Source organism: Micromonospora sp. SL1-18 (assembly GCF_047921505.1).
Classification (GTDB): domain Bacteria; phylum Actinomycetota; class Actinomycetes; order Mycobacteriales; family Micromonosporaceae; genus Micromonospora.
Genome location: NZ_JBLROA010000007.1, coordinates 1 through 23,768 on the forward strand (window position 1 = coordinate 1; position 23,768 = coordinate 23,768).

The 23,768-nt window shown below is 72.6% G+C and carries 25 protein-coding genes and 2 pseudogenes; 7 read left to right on the forward strand and 20 right to left on the reverse strand.

The window, feature by feature from the left end:
- The 7 genes from ACNAW0_RS04630 to rpsB all read right to left on the reverse strand — a co-directional run.
- A partial coding sequence (locus tag ACNAW0_RS04630) for a DivIVA domain-containing protein (protein ID WP_416286455.1) occupies positions 1-1,000 on the reverse strand: 1,000 nt, incomplete at its 3' end.
- A gap of 31 nt (positions 1,001-1,031) precedes the next feature.
- Complete coding sequence (gene rlmN, locus ACNAW0_RS04635; protein ID WP_416286456.1) at positions 1,032-2,180, reverse strand: 23S rRNA (adenine(2503)-C(2))-methyltransferase RlmN; 1,149 nt, start codon at positions 2,178-2,180, stop codon at positions 1,032-1,034.
- Positions 2,181-2,284: 104 nt separating this feature from the next.
- Positions 2,285-3,856 carry a phosphatidate cytidylyltransferase gene (locus ACNAW0_RS04640; protein WP_416286567.1) on the reverse strand — a complete coding sequence of 524 codons (1,572 nt, stop codon included), beginning with the start codon at positions 3,854-3,856 and terminating at the stop codon, positions 2,285-2,287.
- Positions 3,857-4,163: 307 nt separating this feature from the next.
- Positions 4,164-4,721: a ribosome recycling factor gene (gene frr / locus ACNAW0_RS04645; RefSeq protein WP_416286457.1), complete on the reverse strand. Its 558-nt coding sequence runs from the start codon at positions 4,719-4,721 to the stop codon at positions 4,164-4,166.
- Between the two features lie 78 nt (positions 4,722-4,799).
- Positions 4,800-5,567, reverse strand: a complete 768-nt coding sequence (gene pyrH / locus ACNAW0_RS04650; RefSeq protein ID WP_416286458.1) for a UMP kinase — start codon at positions 5,565-5,567, stop codon at positions 4,800-4,802.
- 167 nt (positions 5,568-5,734) lie between these two features.
- Entirely contained in the window at positions 5,735-6,562 is an 828-nt protein-coding gene (gene tsf, locus ACNAW0_RS04655; protein WP_416286459.1) for a translation elongation factor Ts, read from the reverse strand.
- Positions 6,563-6,697: 135 nt separating this feature from the next.
- The gene (gene rpsB, locus ACNAW0_RS04660) at positions 6,698-7,525 is read right to left on the reverse strand and encodes a 30S ribosomal protein S2 (protein WP_416286460.1); all 828 of its coding nucleotides are present in this window, start codon (positions 7,523-7,525) and stop codon (positions 6,698-6,700) included.
- Positions 7,526-8,090: 565 nt separating this feature from the next.
- Here rpsB and ACNAW0_RS04665 point away from each other — a divergent pair.
- The 5 genes and pseudogenes from ACNAW0_RS04665 to ACNAW0_RS04685 all read left to right on the forward strand — a co-directional run bounded on the left by ACNAW0_RS04665 (position 8,091) and on the right by ACNAW0_RS04685 (position 12,859).
- Positions 8,091-8,486, forward strand: coding sequence for a YraN family protein (locus ACNAW0_RS04665; protein ID WP_416286461.1), 396 nt, complete (start codon positions 8,091-8,093; stop codon positions 8,484-8,486).
- Between the two features lie 106 nt (positions 8,487-8,592).
- The gene (locus tag ACNAW0_RS04670; RefSeq protein WP_416286462.1) at positions 8,593-9,990 is read left to right on the forward strand and encodes a recombinase family protein; all 1,398 of its coding nucleotides are present in this window, start codon (positions 8,593-8,595) and stop codon (positions 9,988-9,990) included.
- An 18-nt stretch (positions 9,991-10,008) separates the two neighbouring features.
- Positions 10,009-10,552 (forward strand): annotated as a pseudogene (locus ACNAW0_RS04675) (DNA-processing protein DprA); the annotation flags it as partial.
- Positions 10,553-10,653: 101 nt separating this feature from the next.
- Positions 10,654-11,625: a tyrosine recombinase XerC gene (locus tag ACNAW0_RS04680; protein WP_416286568.1), complete on the forward strand. Its 972-nt coding sequence runs from the start codon at positions 10,654-10,656 to the stop codon at positions 11,623-11,625.
- Between the two features lie 52 nt (positions 11,626-11,677).
- The gene (locus ACNAW0_RS04685; RefSeq protein ID WP_416286463.1) at positions 11,678-12,859 is read left to right on the forward strand and encodes an aminotransferase class V-fold PLP-dependent enzyme; all 1,182 of its coding nucleotides are present in this window, start codon (positions 11,678-11,680) and stop codon (positions 12,857-12,859) included.
- Here the strand turns inward: ACNAW0_RS04685 and ACNAW0_RS04690 are convergent.
- Positions 12,793-13,455: a murein hydrolase activator EnvC family protein gene (locus ACNAW0_RS04690; RefSeq protein WP_416286464.1), complete on the reverse strand. Its 663-nt coding sequence runs from the start codon at positions 13,453-13,455 to the stop codon at positions 12,793-12,795. The two genes, ACNAW0_RS04685 and ACNAW0_RS04690, sit on opposite strands and share 67 nt — an antisense overlap.
- 132 nt (positions 13,456-13,587) lie before the next feature.
- On the opposite strand from ACNAW0_RS04690, the gene ACNAW0_RS04695 reads away from it, so the two are divergent.
- Positions 13,588-14,238: a class I SAM-dependent methyltransferase gene (locus tag ACNAW0_RS04695; RefSeq protein WP_416286465.1), complete on the forward strand. Its 651-nt coding sequence runs from the start codon at positions 13,588-13,590 to the stop codon at positions 14,236-14,238.
- An 18-nt stretch (positions 14,239-14,256) separates the two neighbouring features.
- Entirely contained in the window at positions 14,257-15,363 is a 1,107-nt protein-coding gene (locus ACNAW0_RS04700; RefSeq protein ID WP_416286466.1) for a sulfite oxidase, read from the forward strand.
- Positions 15,364-15,414: 51 nt separating this feature from the next.
- Here ACNAW0_RS04700 and ACNAW0_RS04705 read toward each other — a convergent pair whose 3' ends face one another.
- From ACNAW0_RS04705 to proS, 12 genes and pseudogenes are all read right to left on the reverse strand, one after another.
- On the reverse strand, positions 15,415-15,738 hold the full coding sequence (locus ACNAW0_RS04705) for a DUF2469 domain-containing protein (RefSeq protein ID WP_007075222.1): 324 nt from the start codon (positions 15,736-15,738) through the stop codon (positions 15,415-15,417).
- Positions 15,735-16,643 (reverse strand): ribonuclease HII, encoded by a 909-nt coding sequence (locus ACNAW0_RS04710; protein ID WP_416286467.1) that lies wholly within the window; start codon positions 16,641-16,643, stop codon positions 15,735-15,737. Before ACNAW0_RS04710 ends, ACNAW0_RS04705 begins: the two co-directional genes overlap by 4 nt.
- Complete coding sequence (locus ACNAW0_RS04715) at positions 16,637-17,104, reverse strand: NUDIX hydrolase (protein ID WP_416286468.1); 468 nt, start codon at positions 17,102-17,104, stop codon at positions 16,637-16,639. The genes ACNAW0_RS04710 and ACNAW0_RS04715 overlap by 7 nt, the downstream gene beginning before the upstream one ends.
- Before the next feature lie 48 nt (positions 17,105-17,152).
- On the reverse strand, positions 17,153-17,785 hold the full coding sequence (gene lepB / locus ACNAW0_RS04720) for a signal peptidase I (RefSeq protein ID WP_416286469.1): 633 nt from the start codon (positions 17,783-17,785) through the stop codon (positions 17,153-17,155).
- A 9-nt stretch (positions 17,786-17,794) separates the two neighbouring features.
- Positions 17,795-18,663, reverse strand: a pseudogene (gene lepB / locus ACNAW0_RS04725) (signal peptidase I).
- A gap of 189 nt (positions 18,664-18,852) precedes the next feature.
- The gene (rplS, locus tag ACNAW0_RS04730) at positions 18,853-19,212 is read right to left on the reverse strand and encodes a 50S ribosomal protein L19 (RefSeq protein ID WP_357433696.1); all 360 of its coding nucleotides are present in this window, start codon (positions 19,210-19,212) and stop codon (positions 18,853-18,855) included.
- A 143-nt stretch (positions 19,213-19,355) separates the two neighbouring features.
- Entirely contained in the window at positions 19,356-20,129 is a 774-nt protein-coding gene (gene trmD / locus ACNAW0_RS04735; RefSeq protein WP_416286470.1) for a tRNA (guanosine(37)-N1)-methyltransferase TrmD, read from the reverse strand.
- Positions 20,130-20,145: 16 nt separating this feature from the next.
- Positions 20,146-20,688: a ribosome maturation factor RimM gene (rimM, locus tag ACNAW0_RS04740; RefSeq protein WP_416286471.1), complete on the reverse strand. Its 543-nt coding sequence runs from the start codon at positions 20,686-20,688 to the stop codon at positions 20,146-20,148.
- Positions 20,688-20,948, reverse strand: a complete 261-nt coding sequence (locus ACNAW0_RS04745; RefSeq protein ID WP_172836435.1) for an RNA-binding protein — start codon at positions 20,946-20,948, stop codon at positions 20,688-20,690. The genes rimM and ACNAW0_RS04745 overlap by 1 nt, the downstream gene beginning before the upstream one ends.
- Positions 20,923-21,384: a 30S ribosomal protein S16 gene (gene rpsP, locus ACNAW0_RS04750; protein WP_416286472.1), complete on the reverse strand. Its 462-nt coding sequence runs from the start codon at positions 21,382-21,384 to the stop codon at positions 20,923-20,925. The genes ACNAW0_RS04745 and rpsP overlap by 26 nt, the downstream gene beginning before the upstream one ends.
- 239 nt (positions 21,385-21,623) lie before the next feature.
- Positions 21,624-22,271, reverse strand: coding sequence for a DUF402 domain-containing protein (locus ACNAW0_RS04755; protein ID WP_416286473.1), 648 nt, complete (start codon positions 22,269-22,271; stop codon positions 21,624-21,626).
- A 73-nt stretch (positions 22,272-22,344) separates the two neighbouring features.
- Positions 22,345-23,751, reverse strand: coding sequence for a proline--tRNA ligase (proS, locus tag ACNAW0_RS04760; RefSeq protein WP_416286474.1), 1,407 nt, complete (start codon positions 23,749-23,751; stop codon positions 22,345-22,347).
- Between the last annotated feature and the right edge of the window lie 17 nt (positions 23,752-23,768).

The following is a 23,768-nucleotide window of genomic DNA, read 5'->3' on the forward strand; positions in this document are numbered from 1 at the left end:
TCGGCGGGCCGCCCATCGGCGGGCCCGCAACGGGCGGGCCGGCCATCGGCGGTGGCCCCCCGAAGCCCTGCTGGGGCAGGGACGGCGGACCGGCCGGGCCACGGCCGCGCTGGTCACGCTCAGGCATCCGGATCTCGGCGGTCATGTCGGGACGGCCACGCCGGCCGGCCTCGAAACCGTCGAACCGGTCGTCGGGGCCGTAGCCGCTGGGGCCCGGGGGCAGGCTGCGCGACGGCGGGACGCCGGGACCCATCGGGACGCCGGGACCCATCGGGGCGCCGGGACCCATCGGGGCGCCGGGACCCATCGGGCCGGGGCCGGCCGGGCCGCGGGGCACGTCGTACCCGCCGCGCGGGCCGTCGTAGCCCCCGGCGAAGGCCCCGGTCGGCTCGTCATAGCGCCCACCGGCCGGGTCGTCGTAGCGCCCACCGGCCGGCTCGTCATAGCGGCTGCCGGCGGTCGGATCGTCGTAGCGCCCACCGGTCGGATCGTCGTAGCGCCCACCGACCGGCTCGTCATAGCGCCCACCGGCCGGGTCGTCGTAGCGCCCACCGACCGGCTCGTCATAGCGGCTGCCGGCGGCCGGGTCGTCGTAGCGGCTGCCGTAGCGGTCGGCGGGCGGGCCGGGCGGCGCGGGCATCTGCCGGGGCGGCATCGACGGCTGCGGCACGGGCGAGAGGCCGCGGTCGTCGCGCATCGGCGGGCCGAGCCGGTCGGCCATCCGGGGATCGGCACCGCGCCCGCCCGGGGCGCCGCCGCGCTCCTCCAGCTCGGCCAACTGCCGCTCCACCCGGTCGAGGTGCAGGTCGACCTGCCACTCGTCGTAGCCGTTGAACCGGACCCTGAAGACGACGTCGTGGACCTCCTGGGAGGCCACGGGCGCGCCGACCGGCTGACCGGCGAGCGTCGCCTCCACCCGGTCCAGGAAGGCGTCCACCTCGTCGACCTTGTATCCCCGGCGAAGCGCCTTACGCCGGAAACGCTGACCCTGACTCGCCACTATGTCTCCTGGTCTCGTTCGCTACGCCCGGTCACACCGTTGCTTCGCGCGGTGGATCGCTGTCTTTGTCCACGGCGGCGGCGAGCTGCCCACACGCGCCGTCGATCTCGCGCCCCCGGGTGTCCCGCACCGTGGTCGACACCCCGGCGTCGCGCAACCGCCGGACGAACTCCCGCTCGACCGGCTTCGGGCTGGCGTCCCAGCGGCTGCCCGGAGTCGGGTTGAGCGGGATGAGGTTCACGTGGGCCAGCTTGCCGGCCAGCAGCCGCCCAAGCAGATCGGCTCTCCACGGCTGGTCGTTCACGTCCTTGATCATCGCGTACTCGATTGACACGCGACGCCCCGTCGTGGCCGCGTAGTCCCACGCCGCGCCCAGCACCTCGGACACCTTCCAGCGCTGGTTCACCGGCACGAGTTCGTCGCGAAGCTCATCATCAGGGGCGTGCAGCGACAGCGCAAGGGTCACCGAGAGGTCTTCGCTGGCCAGCCGGCGGATGGCCGGTACCAGGCCGACCGTGGAGACGGTGATGTGCCGCTGGGACAGGCCGAGCCCCTCCGGGGCCGGCGCGACCAGCCGGCGGATCGCCGCGACCACCCGCGAATAGTTGGCCAGCGGCTCGCCCATGCCCATGAAGACGACGTGCGACAGCCGCGGCGGGGAGCCGGCCACCGCCCCCGAGGCTGCCACCCCGGCGAGGTAGACGGCCTGGTCGACGATCTCCGCGGTCGACAGGTTACGGGTCAGCCCGGCCTGGCCGGTGGCACAGAACGGGCAGGCCATGCCGCAGCCGGCCTGGCTGGAGATGCACACGGTGACCCGATCCGGGTAGCCCATCAGCACGCTCTCCACCAGCGAACCGTCGTGCAGCCGCCACAGGGCCTTGCGGGTGGCGCCGTCGTCGCAGGCCAGCTCGCGTACCGGGGTGAGCAGGGTGGGCAGCAGCGCCCCGGCCAGCCGCTCCCGGGTGGCCGCCGGCAGGTCGGTCATCCGGGCGGGGTCGCGGACCAGGCGGCCGAAGTAGTGGTTGGAGACCTGCTTGGCGCGGAAGGTCGGCTCTCCCAGCTCGGCGACGAGCGCCTGCCGGCCCGGCAGGTCCAGGTCGGCGAGGTGGCGAGGCGGCAGCGCGGGCCGGCGACCGCGGGCGTCGGGGTCTACGGAGATCAGGGGGAGACTCGTCATGGCGCGTCCAGTCTGACACGCCTGAGGCGGGGCGCACCCGTCCGTAGGGGCCGAATCGAACCCGACCGGCCGGTGGATGCGCGCCCACCCACGTGATCCATCCCTCAGCCCACCCCCGGCACCAGGACCGCCAGCAGCAGGTACGCCGTCGGCACCGCGAACAGGATCGAGTCGAGCCGGTCCATCAGGCCACCGTGCCCGGGGAGCAGGTTGCTCATGTCCTTGACCCCGAGATCCCGCTTGATCATCGACTCGGCAAGGTCGCCGAGGACCGCCGCGCAGGCGATCGCCACCCCGAACAGCGCGCCCCACCAGGGGGCCACGTGGAAGAGCAGCCAGAGCAGCAGGGCGCTGCCCGCGGCGGCGGCGGTCACCGACCCGGCGAAGCCCTCCCAGGACTTCTTCGGGCTGACCGTGGGGGCCATCGGGTGCTTGCCGAAGGCGACGCCGGCCGCGTAGCCGCCGGTGTCGGAGAGCACCACGGCGACCAGGGTGACCAGCACCCGCAGGTGCCCGTCGTCGGGGGCGGCCGCGAGCAGGGCGGCGAAGCCGCCGAGGAAGGGCACGTAGACCGCGATCAGGGTGGCGGCGGTCAGGTCGCGCTGGTAGTTGCCAGGGCCGTCGCCCAACCGCCAGATCATCGTGCCGAGCACCGTGACCAGCAGTCCGAGACTCTGGGCGTCCGGGCCGGCGAACCAGCCCAAGCCGACGGTGATCACGCCACCGGCGATCAACGGCACCAGCGGTGGGTGAGCCCCGCCGCGACGGACCGCCCGGGCCATCTCCCAGGTCCCGATCGCCACCGCGGCGGCGATCACGGCGAGGAACGCCAGCGGGTAGAAGATGAGCGGCACCACGATCGCCGCGCCGAGGGCCAGCCCGACCCCGATCGCGGCCGGCAGGTTGCGGCCCGCCCGGCTCGCCGCCGGCTGGGCGGTCGCCGGCCGATCGACGCTGGCCCGGCGACGGCCCCGCCCACGCCGGCCCGGGGGCCGCTCGGGCGCCGGCTCGGTTCCTACCGTCGGCAACTGGCCGGTCGGTTCGTCCCGCAACGCGGCGAGCTGCGCGGTGGATTCGTCCCGAACCGGGGCGATCTGGGCAGTGGGGTACTCGTCGTCCGGCAGGTCAGGGCGGCCACCCCGAACCGGCTGGTCGTAGCCTCGGTCCCGCGGGTCGCGGCCCCCGTCCCGGTAGCGGGGATCGTCCCGGTGACCCGCGCCCGGCTCGGGGTAGGCCGGAGCATCCCAGCCGTCGCGCTCGTCGCGGTAGGCCGGGCCGGCGTCCCAGTGGTCGCGCTCGCCACGGCCCGAATCCGCGTGGCCCAGGTCGTCGCGGTAGCCGGCCTGGTCGCGCCAGCCGCGGTCCGCCTCGCGGTACGCCCGACCGTCCCGGCCACGACCCGGATGGTCCTCGTACCCCCGGCCGTCCCGGCCACGACCCGGGTGATCCTCGCACCCCCGGCCGTCGCGCGGCGCGTCGGACCGGTCGTCATCGGGCCAGGGCCGGGCGTAGGGATCAGCGGCGGGGCGGGTACGGCCGGACGACTCCGCGTACGCCTCCGGGCGGCCCGGACGGTGCCAGGGCTGCGGTTCGAGGTCGGTCTCGGGCCACGGCAGCGGGGCTGGCTGGTCCCAGCCGCGCGGCTCGGCGGCGCTGTAGGGGTCGGGGCGGGACATCACGTACCGAGCGGAAGCGGTACGAGAGCCACCACATGACGCAAGACCAAGACCATCCCCTACCGGCGTGACTGTTGCGATTGACCGACCCGACGGCCGGGAGACCCCCGCCGTTCACCTCGTGGTGGTCGGGAATCGTGCCGAGCCTACTGCACCAGGGAATCCGGGACGGGGGACGATGGCCACCGACGAGGACGGCACCGGGCCCGCCGCCCGCGACGGCTCCAGGTCGCGCGTCAGACGCGCCGAGCTGGAGTTGTCGTAAACGGGCGGCGGCACGCCGGTGCCGTGACGGGTGGCGGGCCGTTCAAACCTCGAGCAGCTCGTTCTCCTTGTGCTTGATCAGCTCGTCGATGGTGGCGACGAACCGCTGGGTCAGGTCGTCCAGCTCCTTCTCGGCGCGCCGACCCTCGTCCTCGCCGACCTCGCCGTCCTTGACCAGGCGGTCCAGCTCTTCCTTGCCCTTGCGGCGGATGTTGCGGACGGCCACCTTGGCTTCCTCGCCCTTGTGCCGGGCAACCTTGATCATCTCGCGGCGGCGCTCCTCGGTCATCTGCGGGAGCAGGATGCGCAGCTGGTTGCCCTCGTTGTTGGGATTCACCCCGAGGTCGGAGTCGCGGATCGCCTTTTCCATGGCGCCCAGCTGCGAGTTGTCGTACGGCTTGATGATCACCATGCGCGGCTCGGGGACCGCGATGGACGCCATCTGGGGCAGCGGCGTCGGGCTGCCGTAGTAGTCGATGACGATCCGGGAGAACATGGCGGCGTTGGCGCGACCGGTGCGGATGCCGCCGAACTCCTCCTTGGCGTGCTCGATGGCACGCTCCATCTTCTCCTCGGCCTCGAGGAGGGTGTCGTCGATCACCGGTCTCCTCGCCTCCTTCTGTTGCTCGTCGTGAGTGCTGCTGTCGAATCGGAGGGCCGCTGCGGCTCGGCGGGCCGCTCAGGCGGTGATCAGGGTGCCGATCTTCTCGCCGCCGACGGCGCGGACGATCGTGTCGTCGCCCTGGGCGCCGAAGACCAGCATCGGCAGGCCGTTCTCCATGCAGAGGCTGAACGCCGCGGCGTCGGCCACCCGCAGGTTGCGGCGCAGCACCTCGGAGAAGGTGATCGAGTCGAGCTTGCTCGCGGTCGGGTCGATCCGGGGGTCGGCGGTGTAGACCGCATCCACGCCGTTCTTGCTCATCAGCACCACGTCGGCGCGGATCTCCAGCGCCCGCTGCGCGGCGACCGTGTCGGTGGAGAAGTAAGGCATACCGGCGCCGGCACCGAAGATGACCACCCGGCCCTTCTCCAGATGCCGGATCGCCCGCAGCGGAATGTACGGCTCGGCGACCTGGGCCATGGTGATCGCGCTCTGCACCCGGGTCTCGATGCCCTCCTTCTCCAGGAAGTCCTGGAGGGCGAGGCAGTTCATCACCGTGCCGAGCATGCCCATGTAGTCGGCCCGAGCCCGGTCCATGCCGCGCTTCTGCAGCTCGGCGCCACGGAAGAAGTTGCCGCCGCCGACCACCACGGAGACCTGCACGCTGCGGCGGACCACGGTGGCGATCTGCCGGGCGATGCCCTGCACGACGTCCGGGTCGACACCGATCGCGCCGCCACCGAAGACCTCGCCGGAGAGCTTCAGCACCACCCGGCGGGCCCGGCCGGGTGGTGGGGCGGTCGGATCATCCGCCGCCAGGCTCCGGTCACTCACAACCTGCGTCATCCGCCCCGCCCCTTCCGTCGCGCACCCGGGTGTGCGTACCGCCTACCGCGTATCTGCCGCTGCCGACCTTATGCGACGAGGAGGCCGCGGTGCCCGTCACGTACACCGGCGGCCTCCTCGTCGACGTTTCCCTGGCCACGAGCGCGTCCTGCGCCCGAGGCGGCAGCTCAGGCCTGGCCGACCTCGAACCGCAGGAAGCCGGTCGCCTCGATGCCGGCCTCGGCCAGCACCTGCTTCACCGTCTTCTTGTTGTCGGCGACCGCGGCCTGCTCCAGCAGGACGAAGTCCTTGAAGAAGGCGTTGACCCGGCCCTCGACGATCTTCGGCAGCGCGGCCTCGGGCTTGTTCTCCTCCCGGGCGGTCTGCGCGGCGACGCGCCGCTCCGACTCGACGACCTCGGCCGGGACCTCGTCACGGGTGAGGTACCTCGGCCGCATGGCGGCGATCTGCATGGCCACGCCGCGGGCGTCCGCGTCAGCGGCCTCGTCGCTCTTGCCGGTGTACTGCACCAGCACGCCGACGGCCGGCGGCAGATCCTGGCTCTTGCGGTGCAGGTAGACAGCGGTGGTGCCGTCGAGCTTGCCGAAGCGGTTGAGGACCAGCTTCTCACCGATCTTGGCGGACTGCTCCTGGACCAGATCAGCGACGCTCTTGCCGTCGATGGTGCTGGCGAGCAGCTCCTCGGCATTGCTCACACCGCTGGCCACGCCGTGCTCGACCAGCTGCTGGGCCAGCGCGATGAAGGCCTCGTTCTTGGCGACGAAGTCGGTCTCGCAGTTGAGCTCGAGCAGCGCCTGGCCGGCGTGCGCGACGAGGCCGTTGGCGGCGGTACGGCCGGCCCGCTTGCCGACGTCCTTGGCGCCCTTGACACGCAGGATCTCGACGGCCTTGTCGAAGTCGCCCTCGGCCTCGGTCAGCGCCTTCTTGCAGTCCATCATGCCGGCGCCGGTGAGGTCGCGGAGCTTCTTGACGTCCGCGGCGGTGAAGTTGGACATGACTCTCTCTTCGGGTCTTGAGACTGCGGTGGGATGGTCTGGGTGCCGGTTACCCGGATCCGGGCCGGTTGTGCCCGGGAGACCCGCCGCGCCCCACCGACCGGAAAATCGGACGGTGGGGACGCGACGGCTCAATCACTCCGCGGCGGTGGTCGCCGGCTGCTCGTCGCCCTTCTTCGGCTCCTCGAGCAGCTCGCGCTCCCACTCGGCCAGCGGCTCGTCGGCGCCGACCTGGCCCGGCTCGGGCTTCTCGTCGGTGCCACGGCGGCGGCCGGAGCGGGCGATCAGGCCGTCCGCGACAGCGGAGGCGACGACCTTGGTCAGCAGCTCGGCCGAGCGGATGGCGTCGTCGTTGCCCGGGATCGGGAAGTCGACCTCGTCCGGGTCGCAGTTGGTGTCGAGCACGGCGATCACCGGGATGCCCAGCTTGCGGGCCTCATCGACGGCGATGTGCTCCTTCTTGGTGTCGACCACCCAGACCGCGGCCGGAAGCTTCTGCATGTCCCGCAGACCGCCGAGGGTGCGGGACAGCTTGACCTTCTCGCGGGAGAGCTGCAGGGTCTCCTTCTTGGTGTAACCGGCGGCGGTGCCGCTCAGGTCACCCAGGGCCTCCAGCTCCTTCATCCGCTGGAGCCGCTTGTACACCGTCTGGAAGTTGGTCAGCATGCCGCCGAGCCAGCGGTGGTTCACGTACGGCTGGCCGACCCGGGTCGCCTGCTCGGAGATGGCCTCCTGGGCCTGCTTCTTGGTGCCGACGAAGAGGATGCTGCCACCCTCGGCGACGGTGTTGCGCACAAAGTCATACGCCTTCTCGATGTAGTCGAGGGTCTGGCGCAGGTCGATGATGTAGATACCGTTGCGCTCGGTGAAGATGAAGCGCTTCATCTTCGGGTTCCAGCGCCGGGTCTGGTGCCCGAAGTGGACACCGCTCTCCAGCAGCTGACGCATGGTCACGACGGCCATGATGAAAAACTCCTTGCGATCCCTGGTTGTCCCGCCCGACCGGCGGCCGGGCGGCCTGGCGCCCGGTCGCCAGCCGTGGCGGACCCGATCATGATCGGGACCAGGGAGGCCGGCGCCCCACGAGGTGTCCGTGGAGAGGGCACGCGAGGTCGACCGCGCGAGGCGGTCGCCAGTCGACCAGTGTACGCCCTTCCCCCGTACGCCGGTCCTGGGGTGCAGGCACAGCCGCACCCAGTCCGCTTTGCGCTAGGTGGCGGTTTCCGGTGCCTCGGATACCACCACATGCCGCAGCGGGAGTGGATCATCACCGACGGCGGGGCCGGTCGACCTGTCCAGCGGGTGCGGTACCGGGCCGCCCACCGCCTCGGTCGCGGACGCGGCGGGCCGCTCCCCGACGGCCAGCGGCGCGGACCGGCACCGTATGCGACCGGCACCGTGCGCGCCATGCGCCCGCCCATTAGCACAGCCGGAGCATGATCGTCCGCCCGTCCACAGGGCGCTCCGTCGTCCACAGGGCGCCGGGCGCGGCCCCACCGCGCGCCGCCCGGCGCGCACGGTGACTGGCATGACGAAGCGGAACCAGGCCGTCGGCGCGTACGGGGAACGGTGCGCCGTCCGGCACCTGATCGAGGCGGGGCTGCGCCCGGTCGCCCGGAACTGGCGCTGCCCCGACGGGGAGATCGACCTCATCGCCTGGGAGGGCGCGGTGCTCGCCTTCTGCGAGGTGAAGACCCGCCGTACGGAGGATTTCGGCACCTCGGCGGAGGCGATCGTGCCGGCGAAGGCGCGCCGGCTGCGAGGCCTCGCCGCCCGCTGGCTGGCCGAGACGGGCACCACCGCCGACGAGCTTCGCTTCGACATCCTGGCGGTACGGCTCTCCGCCGCCGGCCCTGCCCGACACGACACGGCACTGCACGAGGCCCGGGACCGGGTCCGCGCGGCCATCGTCAACTCCGGCTAGAAGTTGTCGAACCGCCGGATCACCCTCAACCTGCTCCCGGCCACTCTGCCGAAGTACGGGTCGGTGTTCGGTCAGGCCAACGTCAAGCTATGCCATACTCAGCGCCATGACGCGAGCCGCTATCTATGTCCGGATCTCCCGCGACCGCGAGGGCGGCGGGCTTGGCGTAGCCCGCCAGGCAGACGACTGCCGGGAATTGGCCGCGCGGCACGGGCTGGCGGTAGCGCAGGTGTACAGCGACAACGACCTATCCGCATACAGCGGCAAGCCGCGCCCGTCCTATCGGCGCATGCTCGACGACATCGCCGCCGCCCGTATCGACGCCGTGCTGGCCTGGCATACCGACCGGCTACACCGCTCGCCGACGGAGCTGGAGGAGTACATCTCGGCGTGCGAGCCGCGCGGCGTACCCACGTACACCGTCAAGGCCGGCCCGCTCGACCTGAGCACGCCCAGCGGGCGCATGGTGGCGCGGCAACTCGGCGCGGTCGCCCAATACGAGGTTGAGCACCAGGTCGAGCGGCAGCAACGTGCGAAGCAGCAAGCCGCGGCAGATGGCCGGTGGGGCGGTGGCCGGCGCCCGTACGGGTACGAGGCAGACGGCGTCAGCCTGCGTTCGGACGAGGCGCGGGCGCTCGCTGAAGCCACCGACGCGATCCTGTCCGGGGCCAGCTTGCGCGGTCAGGCAGCCGAGATGAGCGCCCGCGGCCTGGTCACGTCGACCGGACGCCCGTGGACAGCGAACGAACTACGCAAGGTGCTGCTACGCCCCCGGAACGCCGGTCTGCGGGAGCATCGCGGAGAGGTAGTCGGGACGGCCGCGTGGCCGCCGCTCGTCGACGAAGACCGGTGGCGGGCGCTGGTGTCGGTGCTGACCCACCCTGGACGGCGTACGCAGTGGTCGTCGGCCCGCCGGTGGCTGCTTTCCGGGCTGGCGCTGTGCGGCGTGTGCGGCACCCCGGTACGCGCCACGCTCGCCGCGAGCAGTAGCCGATCGGTGCCGTCGTACACCTGCAAGACCGGCAAGTGCGTGAGCCGGAACGCCGAAGAGCTTGACGTGTACGTCGGCGCGGTCGTGGTCGAGCGGCTGTCCCGCCCGGACGTCGCCGAGTTGCTCGCCGGACCGGGCCGGCCCAACGCCGGCGCGCTGCAACTGGACGCGACGGCGCTACGCGAGCGGCTCGACGGGCTGGCCGCCGCGTATGCCGATGGCGCTATCGACGTCCGACAGCTGCGCGAGGGCTCCGAGCGGCTACGCGCCCGGCTCGCCGAGGTGGACGAGCAGATGGCCGCCGCCGGCCGTGGTGACGCACTGGCCGGCCTGATCGGGGCCACGGATCCGGGCGAGGCATGGGAAGGGCTCGACCTGCACCGGCGCCGCGCGGTCGTCGACACGCTGATGACGGTGACCATCCAGCGAACCCGGAAGGGCCGGCCGCGCGGCTGGGCACCTGGAAGCTCTTACTTCGATCCGTCGACTATCGATGTTGCGTGGAAAGGCTGACGGAACCGGCGGGCGCACCCCGGCGGGGACTTCCCGCGGCAGAGGGTGCGGAACCGGGTTGTGACCGGAGCCCGCGAAGAGGACACGGCCGGCACGCTTGGCACGGTGCTGGTGGAGGCGGCAGCCCGCAGCGGCGCCACCCAGACCCTGAACCGGGCGATCGGGGTGTGCCGGCCGGGGATGGTGGTGCCGGGTCCGGTCACCTCGGCGATGTCGGTGGGCGCGCACGAGCTGCTGCGCGAGGAATCCAAGGCTCGGCTGGTCACCGGCGTCGCACACGTACTTGAGGAGGTGGGGCGCATCGGTGACGACCTGGCACCACCGGTCCGGGCCCCCGAACGGCTCCGCGACCAGCTCGACGACGAGGCGACGCAGGTCCTGGAGGTGCTACCCCGGCGCACTGCCCCTCGACACCGTCGCGGCCCGCGCCGGGGTGGACCTGCGCACCGCCATGCGCAAACTGTCCATGTTGGAGGAGCTGGCCCTGGTGGTACGCCGCGACGACGGCTACGCCCTCGCGCCGCCACCCGCCAAGGGCAGCGTCACGGGCACCCGAGCGTGACGCGGCGCGGCGTCAGGGCAATGCGGTGGCCTGCTGTTGGCCGGTCGCGCCCGTAGGCTGGGCGGGTGTCCGCCGACCACAGCATCCGCGTCGGCCGCGAGATGCCTCCCCGGCGCCGCGGCACCCGGACGGTTCACGAGGCGCTGCCACCGGAGATGCGGGAGGCGGTGGACGCGTTCGCCGAGCACCTGGCCGGGGTACGCAACCGGTCCGCGCACACGGTGCGGGCGTACGTGACCGACCTGGTCTCCCTGCTCGACCACGCCGTACGGTTGGGCTGCGCCGACCCGTCGGAGCTGGACCTGTCCGTGCTGCGGAGCTGGTTGGCGAAGCAGCGGACGATGGGTGCGGCACGCACGTCGCTGGCCCGCCGGGCTGCCTCCGCCCGCACGTTCAGCGCGTGGGCGCACCGGGCCGGCCTGCTCACCACCGACGTGGCGGGCCCGTTGGCCAGTCCCCGGGCGCACCGGGAGCTGCCCACGGTCCTGCGTGCCGACCAGGCCGCCGCCCTGATGGACGCCCCGCGCCAGGCCACCGGGCAGGCGGCGAACCAGGCCGGCACCGATGACGCCGTGCTGCTACGGGATCGGGTGCTGCTCGAACTGTTGTACGGCACCGGCGTACGGATCAGCGAGGCGTGCGGGCTGGACGTCGCCGATGTCGACCACGCTCGCCGCGTGGTCCGGGTCCTGGGCAAGGGCGGGCGGGAACGGGCGGTGCCGTACGGGGTGCCGGCGCAGCGCGCGCTGGACGCCTGGCTGGGCCGGGGCAGGCCCGCCCTGGCCGGCCGCGGATCGGGGGCGGCGCTGCTGCTCGGCGCCCGGGGCGGGCGGCTCAACCCGACCACGGCCCGTCGGATCGTCGCCGGGTACGCCGAGACCGTCGGCCTGCCCCGCACGACTCCGCACGCGCTGCGGCACTCCGCGGCCACCCACCTGCTGGAAGGCGGCGCGGACCTGCGCGCCGTGCAGGAGTTGCTCGGCCACTCCTCGCTGGCCAGCACCCAGATCTACACGCACGTGTCGGTAGAGCGGCTGCGGGCGGCATACCGGCAGGCACACCCGCGAGCTTGAACCGGGGCGGAAGAACCGCGAGTTGATGATCCACGGCGGCTACGATCAGCGAATGACGGTCCCGCAGCCGCCCGAGCCCATCCCCGGGGCTCGGCTGCTCTTCTCACTCGACCCGTCGGTCAGCCACCTCAACCATGGATCGTTCGGCGCGGTCCCGATCGGTGTGCAGCGGGCCCAGCAACGCCTGCGTGACGAGATGGAGGCGAATCCTCTCCGCTTCTTCACCCAGGGTCTGGTCGAGCGGATCGCCCACACCCGGCGGCACCTCGCCACGTTCCTCGGGGCCGACCCGGACGGCACCGCGCTGGTGGGCAACGCGACCACCGGCGCGGCGGTGGTGCTCCAGTCGCTCGGACTGCGGCCCGGCGAGGAGGTGCTGACCACCGATCACGGGTACGGGGCGGTCGCCTTCTCGGTGGCGCGGGAGTGCCGGCGGACCGGGGCGGTATCCCGGACGCTGCCGGTGCCGCTGAACGCCACCGACGAGGAGGTGGTCGAGATCGTCCGGTCCGGGTTGCGTCCGGGGCGTACCCGACTGCTGATCGTCGACCAGATCACCTCGCCCACCGCCCGGCTCTTCCCGACGGCGGCGATCGTCGGGGTGGCCCGGGAGCATGGGGTGCCGGTGCTGGTCGACGGGGCGCACGCGCCGGGCATGCTGCCGGCCACAGTGGCGTCGATCGGCGCCGACTTCTGGGTCGGCAACCTGCACAAGTGGGCGTACGCGCCGCGGGGCACCGCCGCGCTGGTGGTTGCCGAGCCGTGGCGGGAGCGGATCCAACCGCTGGTCGTGTCGTGGGAGCAGGACACCGGCTTCCCCACCCGGGTCGAGTGGCAGGCGACGCTGGACTACACACCGTGGCTGGCCGCCCCGGTGGGCCTGTTCACCCTGCGCAACCTCGGCCTGGACCGGGTACGCGCGCACAACGCCGCGCTGGCCGCGTACGGGCAGCGGGTGGTCGGGGACGCGCTCGCGGTGGCGCCGTCCCACCTGCCGGAGCCCGGCGGGCCGATGGTGGCCATGCGACTCATCCCGCTGCCGCCCGGCGTCGCCACGACGCTGGACGCGGCGCGGGCGCTGCAGGCCCGGATCGGGGACCGGCTCGCCGCCGCGGTGGCGGTGGCGGCCTGGAACGGACGGGGCTGGCTGCGTCTCTGCGGCCAGGTCTACAACACCGCGGACGAGTACGACCGGTTGGCCGTCCGCCTCCCCACGCTGCTCGCCCAGGGCTGAGCGGCGTCAGCGGCCGGGGCGTCGACCGGGAGCAGGCGCACCGCGCCGAGGCCAAGCAGGGCGAGCGGGTCCAGGTACTCCTCGCCCCGGCGCAGCCCCCAGTGCAGGCACGCCTCGGCCGGGCAACCGGGGTGACCGGCGAGGAGAGCGCCGATCGGCGTGCCGGCCGCGACCTGCGCGCCGACCTGCAGCCCGGGGCGTACCGGTTCGTAGGTGGTGCGCAACCCGTCGGCGTGCCCGACGGTCACCACCGGGCGCCCGGCCACCATGCCCGCGAAGAGCACGGTCCCGGTGCCGGCGGCGCGGACCTCGACGCCCGGGACGGCGGCCAGGTCGACGCCCCGATGGCCGGGCAGCCACGGCTGCGGCGGCGGGTCGAACCGGCGTACCGGTCGGGGTGTGCCGGCCAGCGGCCAGCCGAACCGCGCGGCGCCGGGCGGGTCGGTGGACACCCACCGGCCCGCCACCGGATCGGCCGGAGGCCGGGGGCCGGCGGCGTGGGCAGCGGCCACGGCCGAGCCGGGCCGGACGGCGACCGGGACGACCAGCAGCAGGAGGCCGAGGGCCGGCAGGGCCCGTCGCAGCAGGAACGACATGCCGTACACCCTGCCGTCGAGAACCGGGTGCCGGCCACCGCCGGAGCCGGGCACTGTGGATGACGGCCCGGCTGTGGACGGCCCCCGTGCACGGAAATGATCTGATACGGGCGCGACGCCTATGCTGACCGCGTGACGAGGGACTGGTACGCCTGGCACGCCGACTACGACCGGTCCGGCTCGGCCCTGTCCCGGCGCCTCGCCGAGGTGCGGGAACGGATCCGGCAGGCGTTGGACCAGGCGCCCGCAGGCCCGCTGCGGGCGGTCAGCCTCTGCGCCGGCCAGGGGCACGACCTGATCCCGGTGCTCGCCGCCCATCCCCGGCGGGACGATGTCACCGCCCGCCTCGTCGAGCTGGACCCGCGCAACGCCGAGGTGGCCCGCAAGGCCGCCGCCGAGGCCGGACTCACCGGGGTCGAGGTGGTGGTCGACGACGCCGCGCTCACCGACCGGCACGCCGATCTCGTGCCGGCGGACCTGGTCCTGGTCTGCGGGGTGTTCGGCAACATCGTCGACGAGGACGTGCGGGCCACCGTCCGGCACTGCGCCGCGCTCTGCGCCACCGGCGGCACGGTCTTCTGGACCCGGCACCGGCGCGAACCCGACCTGGTCCCCACCATCTGCGCCTGGTTCGCCGAGGAGGGCTTCACCCCGGTCGCGGTGAGCAGCCCGGCCGACGGGGTCGGCATCGGGGTGCACCGGTTCACCGGGACGCCCCGCCCGCTGCCGCCCGGCGTGACGATGTTCCAGTTCGTCGGCTACGACCGCCGCACCCATCCCTGACCAGCCCGAGGGAGCACCATGACCACTGTGGACGACATCAGCCGACCCTCCCGGGTCGCCGGGCCGGACGAGGCGATCAGCGCCGAGGAACTCCAACTGGCCGCGCGCAACCACGGGATCCCCCTGGAGGCGCTCCGCTACGACGTCACCCCGGCCGGCCTGCACTACCTGCTCATCCACTACGACATCCCGGACGTCGACCCGGCGGCGCACACGCTGACCGTCGACGGCGCGGTGGAGCGGCCGCTCGGTCTCGACCTGGCCGCGCTGCGGGAGCGGCCCCGGGTCACCCACCGGGTGACGCTCGAGTGCGCCGGCAACGGCCGGGCGCTGCTGCACCCCCGCCCGGTCAGCCAGCCCTGGCTGGTGGAGGCGGTCGGCAACGCCGAGTGGACCGGCACCCCGCTGGCGCCGCTGCTGCGCGAGGCCGGGCTCGCGGCCGACGCCGTGGACGTGGTCTTCACCGGTGCCGATCACGGGGTCGAGCGCGGCGTGGAGCAGGACTACCAGCGGGCGCTGCCGGTCGCGGACGCGTTACGCGAGGAGGTGCTGCTCGCGTACGAGATGAACGGCGCTCCCCTGCTGCCGCAGCACGGTGCGCCGCTGCGGCTGATCGTGCCCGGCTGGTACGGCATGGCGCACGTGAAGTGGCTGCGGAGCATCCGGGTGCTGACCGAGTCGTTCGAGGGCTACCAGAACGCGGTGGCGTACCGGCTGCGGCAGGACGCCGACGATCCGGGTGTGCCGGTGACCCGGATCGAGCCCCGCGCCCTGGTGCGCCCGCCGGGCTTCCCGGACTTCATGTCGCGTACGCGGGTGCTGCGGCCAGGGCCGTGCACGGTGGACGGCCGGGCCTGGTCGGGGTACGCGCCGGTCACAGCCGTGGAGGTGACCTTCGACGGCGGTACGACCTGGGTGCCGGCGACCCTCGACGAGCCGGCCGGCGGTGCGTGGGCCTGGCGGCGCTGGCACGTCGAGTGGCACCCGACGCCGGGGCGCCACGTGCTGGGTGCCCGGGCGACGGACGCCTCGGGGCGGACCCAGCCGGTCGAGCAGCCGTGGAACCGGGGTGGCTTCGCGAACAACCTGGTGCAGCGGGTCGAGGTGGTGGTGCCGGCGGAGTGATCCGCCGCGGGCGGCGGGCGGCCTGCCGGGCTGTCCCGCCGCCCGGCCGGGTCAGCCGCCGAATCCAGAATCTGCGGGAAGCGAGATGTCCGGCTTTTCCAGCTCTTCCACATTGACGTCCTTGAACGTCATTACGCGGACATTCTTGACGAACCGGGCAGGGCGGTACATGTCCCACACCCACGCGTCGTGCATCTCGACCTCGAAGTAGACCTCGCCGTCAGAGTTACGCACGTGCAGGTCGACCTGATTGGCCAGGTAGAAGCGGCGCTCGGTCTCCACCACGTAGGAGAACTGGCGGACAATGTCGCGGTACTCCCGGTAGAGCTGCAGCTCCATCTCGGTCTCGTACTTTTCGAGATCTTCGGCGCTCATCGCTCTCCGCCTTCCATGACCACATCTTCCCCCACCGGCGCCGGAGGTCGCGGCTGCTCGCCCAACGCCACGCCGACGGTACCCCCTGACGCGCCGGAGCGCTCCATCGGCTCGTCCGGGCCGCCGAGGAGCGCGTCGCCCGGCCCGCCGAGGAGCGTGTCGCCCGGGCCGCCGAAGCGCGGCTCGCCCAGGTCACCGAAAAGCGCGTCCTCCGGGCCGCCGGCCGCCGGGCGCCGGGAGCGCGGCGGCTGACCGTCGCGCCCGGAGACGGTGGCCACGTTCACGTACGAGAAGCGGTGCTCCCGGCACGGCCCGAGCTCCCGCAGCGCGGCGGTGTGCTCGGGCGTGATGTAGCCCTTGTGCTCGGCGAAACCGTAGCCCGGGTACCGCTCGTCCAGGTCGACCATGATCCGATCCCGGGTGACCTTGGCCAGCACGCTTGCCGCCGCCACGCAGGCGGCCACCCGGTCCCCCTTCCAGACCGCCAGCCCCGGCACGTCCAGACCGTCGACGCCGAAGCCGTCGGTCAGCACGTACTCGGGGCGGGTGGTCAGCGAGGCCAGCGCGCGGCGCATCGCCGCCAGGTTGCACACGTGCAGCCCGCGCGCGTCGACCTCGTCGGCGGGGATGACCACCACCGCGTACGCCAGAGCCCGCGCCACCACCTCGTCGTGGATCCGCTCCCGGCTGGCCGGGGTGAGCAGCTTGGAGTCGGCCAGCCCCTCGATCTCGCCGCGCCGCCCCTCGGGCAGCACCGCAGCGGCGGCCACCAGCGGGCCGGCACAGGCCCCCCGGCCGGCCTCGTCGGCGCCGGCCACGTGCCGGAAGCCCCGCCGTTGCAGGGCCCGCTCCAGGGCGTAGAGGCCGCCGTCGCGGCGCACCACGGTGCGCGGGGGCGTCAGCACGGGGCACTCCCGGCGAGCGCGCGGGTGAGCCGCTCCGGCAGGTCCGGCGGGTAATAGCGCTCGGCGGTCGCGACCAACTCCGCCGCCGACCACCACCGGTGGCCGGAGACGCTGGCCCGCTCGATCTCGTCGAACCCCGCCGTGTCGACCTCCCAGGCGGGCACCCGGAACAGGAAGAACTCCTGCTCCTGGCGATACCAGACGCCGTCGAACGGGAACTCGATCGTCTCGGACCAGACCCGCGCGCCCAGCTCGGCCGGGGCCAGCCGCAGCCCGGTCTCCTCGGCCAGTTCGCGGGCGGCACCCTCGGCAGGGCTCTCCCCGGGATTCAGGCCGCCGCCCGGGGTGAACCAGTAGGCGTGCCCCGGCCGACCCGGGTCGGTGCCGGCGAAGAGCAGCACCCGGTCGGACGCGTCGACGAGCAGCACACGGGCCGCGCGGCGAGGGGTGTAGACGCTCACCGCCTCAGCCTGCCAGACGCGTCCGACGAACGCCCACGCCCTCCGCCGTCAGGGATTGGGGATACCGTCGAACTGCTTCGGCACGGTGAGCCAGGTCGCCCGGTTGGGCGGCCAGAAGATCGTGAAGGCCCGGCCGACCACCTGATCCTCGGGGATGGTGGCCTCGTTGATGTCCTCGCGGGACTGCTGCCAGTGCTCGAGGGAGTCGCCGGAGGCCTCCCGGTGGTCGCCCATCACCCAGAGCCGCCTCTGCGGCACGGTGACGTCGAAATCCTGGCTGGCCGGCTTGTTGCCGGGGAAGATGAACGGCTCGTCGATCGGCTTGCCGTTGATGATCAGCCGCTCCTCCGGGCCGCTGCGATCGCAGCAGACCACGTGGTCGCCGCCGACGCCGATCACCCGCTTGATGAAGTCCTCGCCGGCGGGGTTGCCGCTCCACGAGGTGGGGGCCTTGAAGACGATCACCTCGCCCCGGTGCGGCGAGCGGAAATCGTAGACCAGTTTGTTGACCAGCACCCGATCATCGATCTTGAGAGTGTTCTCCATGGACGGGGACGGGATGAAGAAGGTCTGCAGCACGAAGGCACGTACCAGCACTGCTACCAGGATCGCCACGCCCAGGAGGATGGGCAGCTCCTTCCAGAAGGAGCTACGCGGCTTTTCGGTCTGCTCGTCGATCACGGGAGGAGCCTACGTTGCCGGGTACGACGCGGTCGCCCCGAACGCGCGAGAACCGAGACTGCGGCCGTGACCGGGATGACCAGGACCACACCGCCCACCGGGTCGGAATCCACCGGGACCGGGCGGGCCGGCGCCGCTTCGGGTTGCGGCAGGCCGGCGAAGGCCCGCGGGACGGACAGGCTGGTCCACCGCTGCGACGGCCACACGATCATGAAGGCCCGACCGACCACGTTGTCGATCGGCACCGGGCCCTGGCACCGGGCGTCCTGGGAGACCAGCCGGTGGTCGCCCATCACGAAGATCTGCCCCGGCGGCACGACCACCTCGGTGAACTGCCGGGAGCGGCACTCCTTCGGGTTCGGGGGCAGCTTGTCCGGCGAGTCCTCCGACACGTACGCCCGCTCGTCCAGGGGCACCCCGTTGACCACGACCCGGCCCTCGTCGCAGCACCAGATCCGATCGCCCGGTACGCCGATGACCCGCTTGATGAAGTCCTTCTCGCCGGGGCGGCTGATCCCCACCAGGTCGCCGAGGGTGCGGCCGACCTGGCCGGCGAAGTTGGTCGGCGGCGCCGGCGCCTCCTGGGCCACCCACTTGTCGGTGCCCCGGAAGACCACAATCTCGCCCCGGGCCGGATCGCGGACGTCGTAGACGACCTTGTTGACCAGCACCCGGTCGCCGATGAGGAGAGTGTTCTCCATCGAGCCGGAGGGGATGAAGAACGCCTGGAGCAGGAAGGTGCGGATCAGCACCGCCAGGCCGAAGGCGACGACCAGGAGCAGGGGCAACTCCTGCCAGAGGGGCATCGGCCGGCGGGAACGCCGAGTCCGCCGGCGCCACGGGTCAACGGTGCCGTCCTCGTCAAGCATCTGCACCATGCCACTCTCCGGTCCGCGGAAACGACACTACCGCCCGGGAGTCTCGCCAGAGACCCCACGGGCGGTAGTGGACCGTTGTGCCGTCGCGCGCGAGCGCGGCGCGCCGTTCCCCTGCGCCCGTACGACCAGGGTAATGCGCTCCGATCGATACGACATCCGCGCGGGTCAGGCGGTGTGGCGAACGAGAATTCAGCTCGCCGGCTGCTTCTCGCGCAGCTCCTTGATCTTGGCCTTCTTGCCGCGCAGCTCGCGCAGGTAGTAGAGCTTGGCGCGCCGCACGTCACCGCGGGTCACGACCTCGATCCGGTCGATCGCCGGGCTGTTCACCGGGTAGGTCCGCTCCACACCCACACCGAAGCTGACCTTGCGGACCGAGAAGGTCTCGCGCAGACCGTCACCCTGGCGGCGGATGACGACGCCCTGGAAGATCTGGACCCGGGACCGGTTTCCCTCGACGACCCGCGCGTGCACCTTGACGGTGTCACCGGCGCGGAAGTCGGGGATGTCGACACGCTTCGACTGGGCGTCAAGGGCGTCCAGGATGTTCATCGCTGCGTCCTCGTGAGGCTCACGGCGCATCGTCAGTCGATGCGCGAATGGGTGATACTGACCCCCGGGTGGTGGCCGGCGATGCCAACCCCGATCGAGGGCCCTCGCAGCCGCCCACGGCGTGGACAGATGCGGCAACCCCCCTACTTTGCCACATCCCCCGGCGGCAGCTGAAATCCACCCCGGTCCAACGCCGCCCGGTCCCGCTTGTCCAGGCTCTCCGGCGGCACCGCGGCGAGCATGTCGGGGCGGCGGGCGGCGGTACGCAGCAGCGACTCGTCGCGCCGCCAGCGGGCGATCTTCCCGTGATCGCCGGAACGGAGCACCTCCGGCACCTCGTGCCCGCGCCAGCTCGCCGGCTTGGTGTACATCGGTGCCTCCAGCAGCCCGTGGGCGTGCGACTCCTCATCCAGCGAGCCGGCGTTGCCGAGCACACCGGGCAGCAGCCGGGTGACCGCCTCCAGGATCACCAGCACGGCCACCTCGCCGCCGAAGAGCACGTAGTCGCCGAGGGAGACCTCGGTCACCCGCATCCGGGTCGCCGCGTGGTCGAGCACCCGCTGGTCGATGCCCTCGTACCGGCCGCAGGCGAAAAGCAGGTGCGGCTCGGCGGCCAGCTCGTGCGCCATGGCCTGGGTGAACCGGGCGCCGGCCGGCGACGGCACCAGCAGCCGAGGCGGGGGTGCCTCCACCGGCGCAAGGGCGTCCAGGGCCGCACCCCAGGGTTCCGGCCGCATCACCATGCCGGGCCCGCCGCCGTAGGGCGTGTCGTCGACCGTGCGGTGCACGTCGTGCGTCCAGGTCCGCAGATCGTGTACGGCCAGCCGCAGGGTGCCGTTCGCCCGCGCCTTGCCGACCAGCGACAGGTCCAGCGGGGCGAAGTACTCGGGAAAGATCGACACGATGTCGACGCGCATTGGGGGCTGACTCCAATTAAAGGTCGAGCAGGCCACCGGGCGGGTCGACGACGACTCGCCCACCGGCGAGATCCACCTCGGGCACGATCGCCTTGACGAACGGGATCAGCGCGGTACGGCCCTCGGGGCGCCGCAACACCAGCATGTCGGAGGCGGGGGCGTGGTCGATCCGGGCCACCTCGCCCAGCCGCTCACCGGCCGAGGTCACCACGGCGAGGCCGACCAGCTGATGATCGTGGAACTCCTCCGGGTCCTCCGGCGGCGCGACGTCCGCGCTGTCCACCCCGACCAGGGTGCCGCGCAGCGCCTCGGCGACGTCGCGGTCCAGCACGCCCTCGAAGGCAACCAGCATTCGGCCCTGGTGCCAGCGCGCGGACTCGACGGTCAGCTTCGCCGGCACCTGGTAGGCCCCGGCCGCTGCGGGCGCGACCGCCCCCGGCATGGTGCGCAGCACCATACCGGGGGCGAAACGTGCTTCGGGCTCGTCGGTCCGCACCTCCACGGTGACCTCACCGCGGATCCCGTGCGGCTTGCCGATCCTGCCGACGACGAGAAGCATCAGTACGAGTCGACGATGTCGACGCGTACCCCGCGCCCGCCGATGGAGCCGATCACCTGGCGCAGCGCCTTGGCGGTCCGGCCGGACCGCCCGATCACCGTGCCGAGGTCCTCCGGGTGCACGCGGACCTCGAGCCGCTTGCCCCGGCGGGAGTCGACCAGCCGCACCCGGACGTCGTCCGGGTGGTCGACGATCCCCTTGACCAGGTGCTCCAGGGCGGGACGCAGCGCCATGTCAGGCCTGCTCGCCGGACTCGGCACCGGTCTGCTCCTCGGCCTTCGGCGCCTCGGCCTCCGGCTTCGCGGCTTCCGGCTTCGCGGCCTTCTTGGCCGGCTTGGCCGGGGTCTCCGCCACGCCGGCGGCGGCCTTCGCCTCGGCCTCGTACGCCGCCTTGCGGTCGGCCCGCTCCGGGGCGACCTTCAGCGGCGCCGGCGCCGGCAGGCCCTTGAACTTCTGCCAGTCACCGGTCAGCTCCAGCAGGCGCTGCACCGCCTCGCTCGGCTGCGCGCCGACGGACAGCCAGTACTGGACCCGCTCCGACCTGACCTCGATCACCGAAGGGTCCTCCTTCGGCTGGTACACACCGACGAACTCGATCGCCCGGCCGTCGCGCTTGGTACGCGAGTCGGCGACGACGATGCGGTACTGCGGGTTGCGGATCTTGCCCATCCGCAGGAGCCGGATCTTTACGGCCACAGTTGTTTCGCTCCTGTTGCGATCTCACCGGCCCGGTAGGGGCGGTGTGGCGGGTGAGCGCCGACCGGCACAGTGGGGTTGGGCCGGAGACTGCTCGGTCAACTGGCGACGCGCCCGGGTTAGAGGGCGCCGGACGCGCGCCGGATACCAGCGACCCATTCTGCCAGATCCCACCCGGATCTCTCACACCGGACCCGGACAGGTCACCCGGGTCAGCCTCGTCGTGACGAACGACACGCTCAACGGACCGGCGGCCGGTCCCAACCGGGCGGCAGCTCATCCGGTACGTCCCAGTCGGCCGGCGGAGTGAAGTCGCACCAGGTGCCGTCGAAGGGGAACTCCCCGGCCTCGGCGATGCGGATCACCCGCTCCCCCTCGGCGCGGACCGCCTTCTCGTCGGCCACCCAGTAGTGGTCCGGGAAGTCGAGGCGCTCGACGAACTCGTCCTCGTCCTTCCACTCCCAGCCGAGGTCCGGGTGCACCACCACGTCGAGGTCCTGGTCCACCATGTCGACCCCGGCCACCGCGCCGTCGTCCCAGCGGACGCCGGGCTCCTCCAGGTTGACGTACCAGTTGCGGAACCCGCCCTCGCCGTCGCGGAACCACCAGACGGAGTGGGCCGCGCCGGTCGGCAGGAACTTCAGCACTGGCGGCCCGGTCCACAGCCCCTGCGCCAGCCGGTGGTGCGACGTGATCCACTCGGCGAAGGGCATCGCCCGCATGCCCAGCCCCGCCTCGGTGACCTCGTGCGCGACCGGGGTGTCCCGGGCGACCCAGAGCAGCAGGCCCCGCTCGTCGTCGAGGACCACCCGCGCTGGCCGCACCCAACCGATCCGGCCGCGCCGCACGTTCCGGTGCATGATCAACCGGCCTGGCTCGAAGCCCATGTCACCACCCCAGGCTGTTAGTAGGGGGCCCCTCCTCTACCGAAGGCGTTAAGAAGGGGCCCTTCCTTACCTCTCAGTAGGCGCGGGCGAGGATGGCGACCAGGTCGGGCTCGTCCTCGGAATCCGGCACCGAGCCGTCGGCCCGGAGCAGGCAGCGGACGGTGACGCCCTGGCCGTTCGCCTCGGCCTCACCCTCGACGCCGACCGCCGCCCACGGCACCCGGGCCCAGCCGGTGGCCGCCACCTCGATCGCCTCGGCCAGGGTGGCGACGTCGGTGGTGCGGGACTGCCGGACCGCGAGCGCCTGGTCGTGCAGCGCCTGCTGGTCGGCCTCGAGCGCGGCGAGGACCGCGCCGACCACGTCGGCCAGCGGCGTCGCGGCCTTCGAGCCGTCCGTACGCCGGACCACCACCGCGTTGCCGGCGACCAGGTCGCGGGGGCCGACCTCGACGCGGATCGGGTAGCCGCGCAGTTCAGCGTCGACCGCCCGGCGGCCGAACGCGGTGTCGGTCCGGTCGTCCAGCGCGACCCGGATCCCGGCGTCGCGCAGCGCGTCGCGGAGCTTGGCCGCCGCCTCACTGACGCCCTCGCCGTCCTTGACGATCATCACGTACGCCTGGACCGGCGCCAGCTTCGGCGGCACCCGCAGGCCGTTGTCGTCGCCGTGGCACATGATCAGACCGCCGAGCATCCGGGTCGAGGTGCCCCAGGAGGTGGTCCAGGCGAGTTCCCGGCCACCCTCGGCCGAGGAGAAGCTGATGTCGAACGCCTTGGCGAAGTTCTGGCCCAGCTCGTGGCTGGTGCCCAGCTGGAGCGCCTTGCCGTCGCCCATCATGCCTTCGCAGGTGTAGGTGGCGGTCGCGCCGGCGAACCGCTCGCGGGCGGTCTTCAGGCCGACCACCACCGGGATGCCGAGCACGTTGACCATCAGGTCCTCGTACGCCTCGTGCAGGATCCGGCGGGCGTAGGCGCGGGCGTCCTCGCGGGTGGCGTGCGCGGTGTGCCCCTCCTGCCAGAGGAACTCGCTGGTACGCAGGAAGATCCGGGGGCGCAGCTCCCAGCGGACCACGTTCGCCCACTGGTTGAGCAGCAGCGGCAGGTCCCGGTACGAGTCGACCCACTTGGCCATGAACTCGCCGATCACCGTCTCGCTGGTGGGTCGTACCACCACCGGCTCGGCGAGCTGCTTGCCGCCACCGTGGGTGACCACCGCCAGCTCCGGCGAGAAGCCCTCGACGTGCTCGGCCTCGCGCTTGAGGTAGCTCTCCGGGATGAAGAGCGGGAAGTACGCGTTCTCCGCGCCAGCCGCCTTGATCCGGGCGTCCATCTCGGCCTGCATCCGCTCCCAGATGGCGTAGCCCGCCGGTCGGATGACCATGGTGCCCCGCACCGGGCCGTTGTCGGCCAGCTTGGCCTTGGCGATCAGGTCCTGGTACCAGCGGGGGAAATCCTCCGCACGGGGAGTGAGCACGCGTGCCATGACCGCACATCCTATGC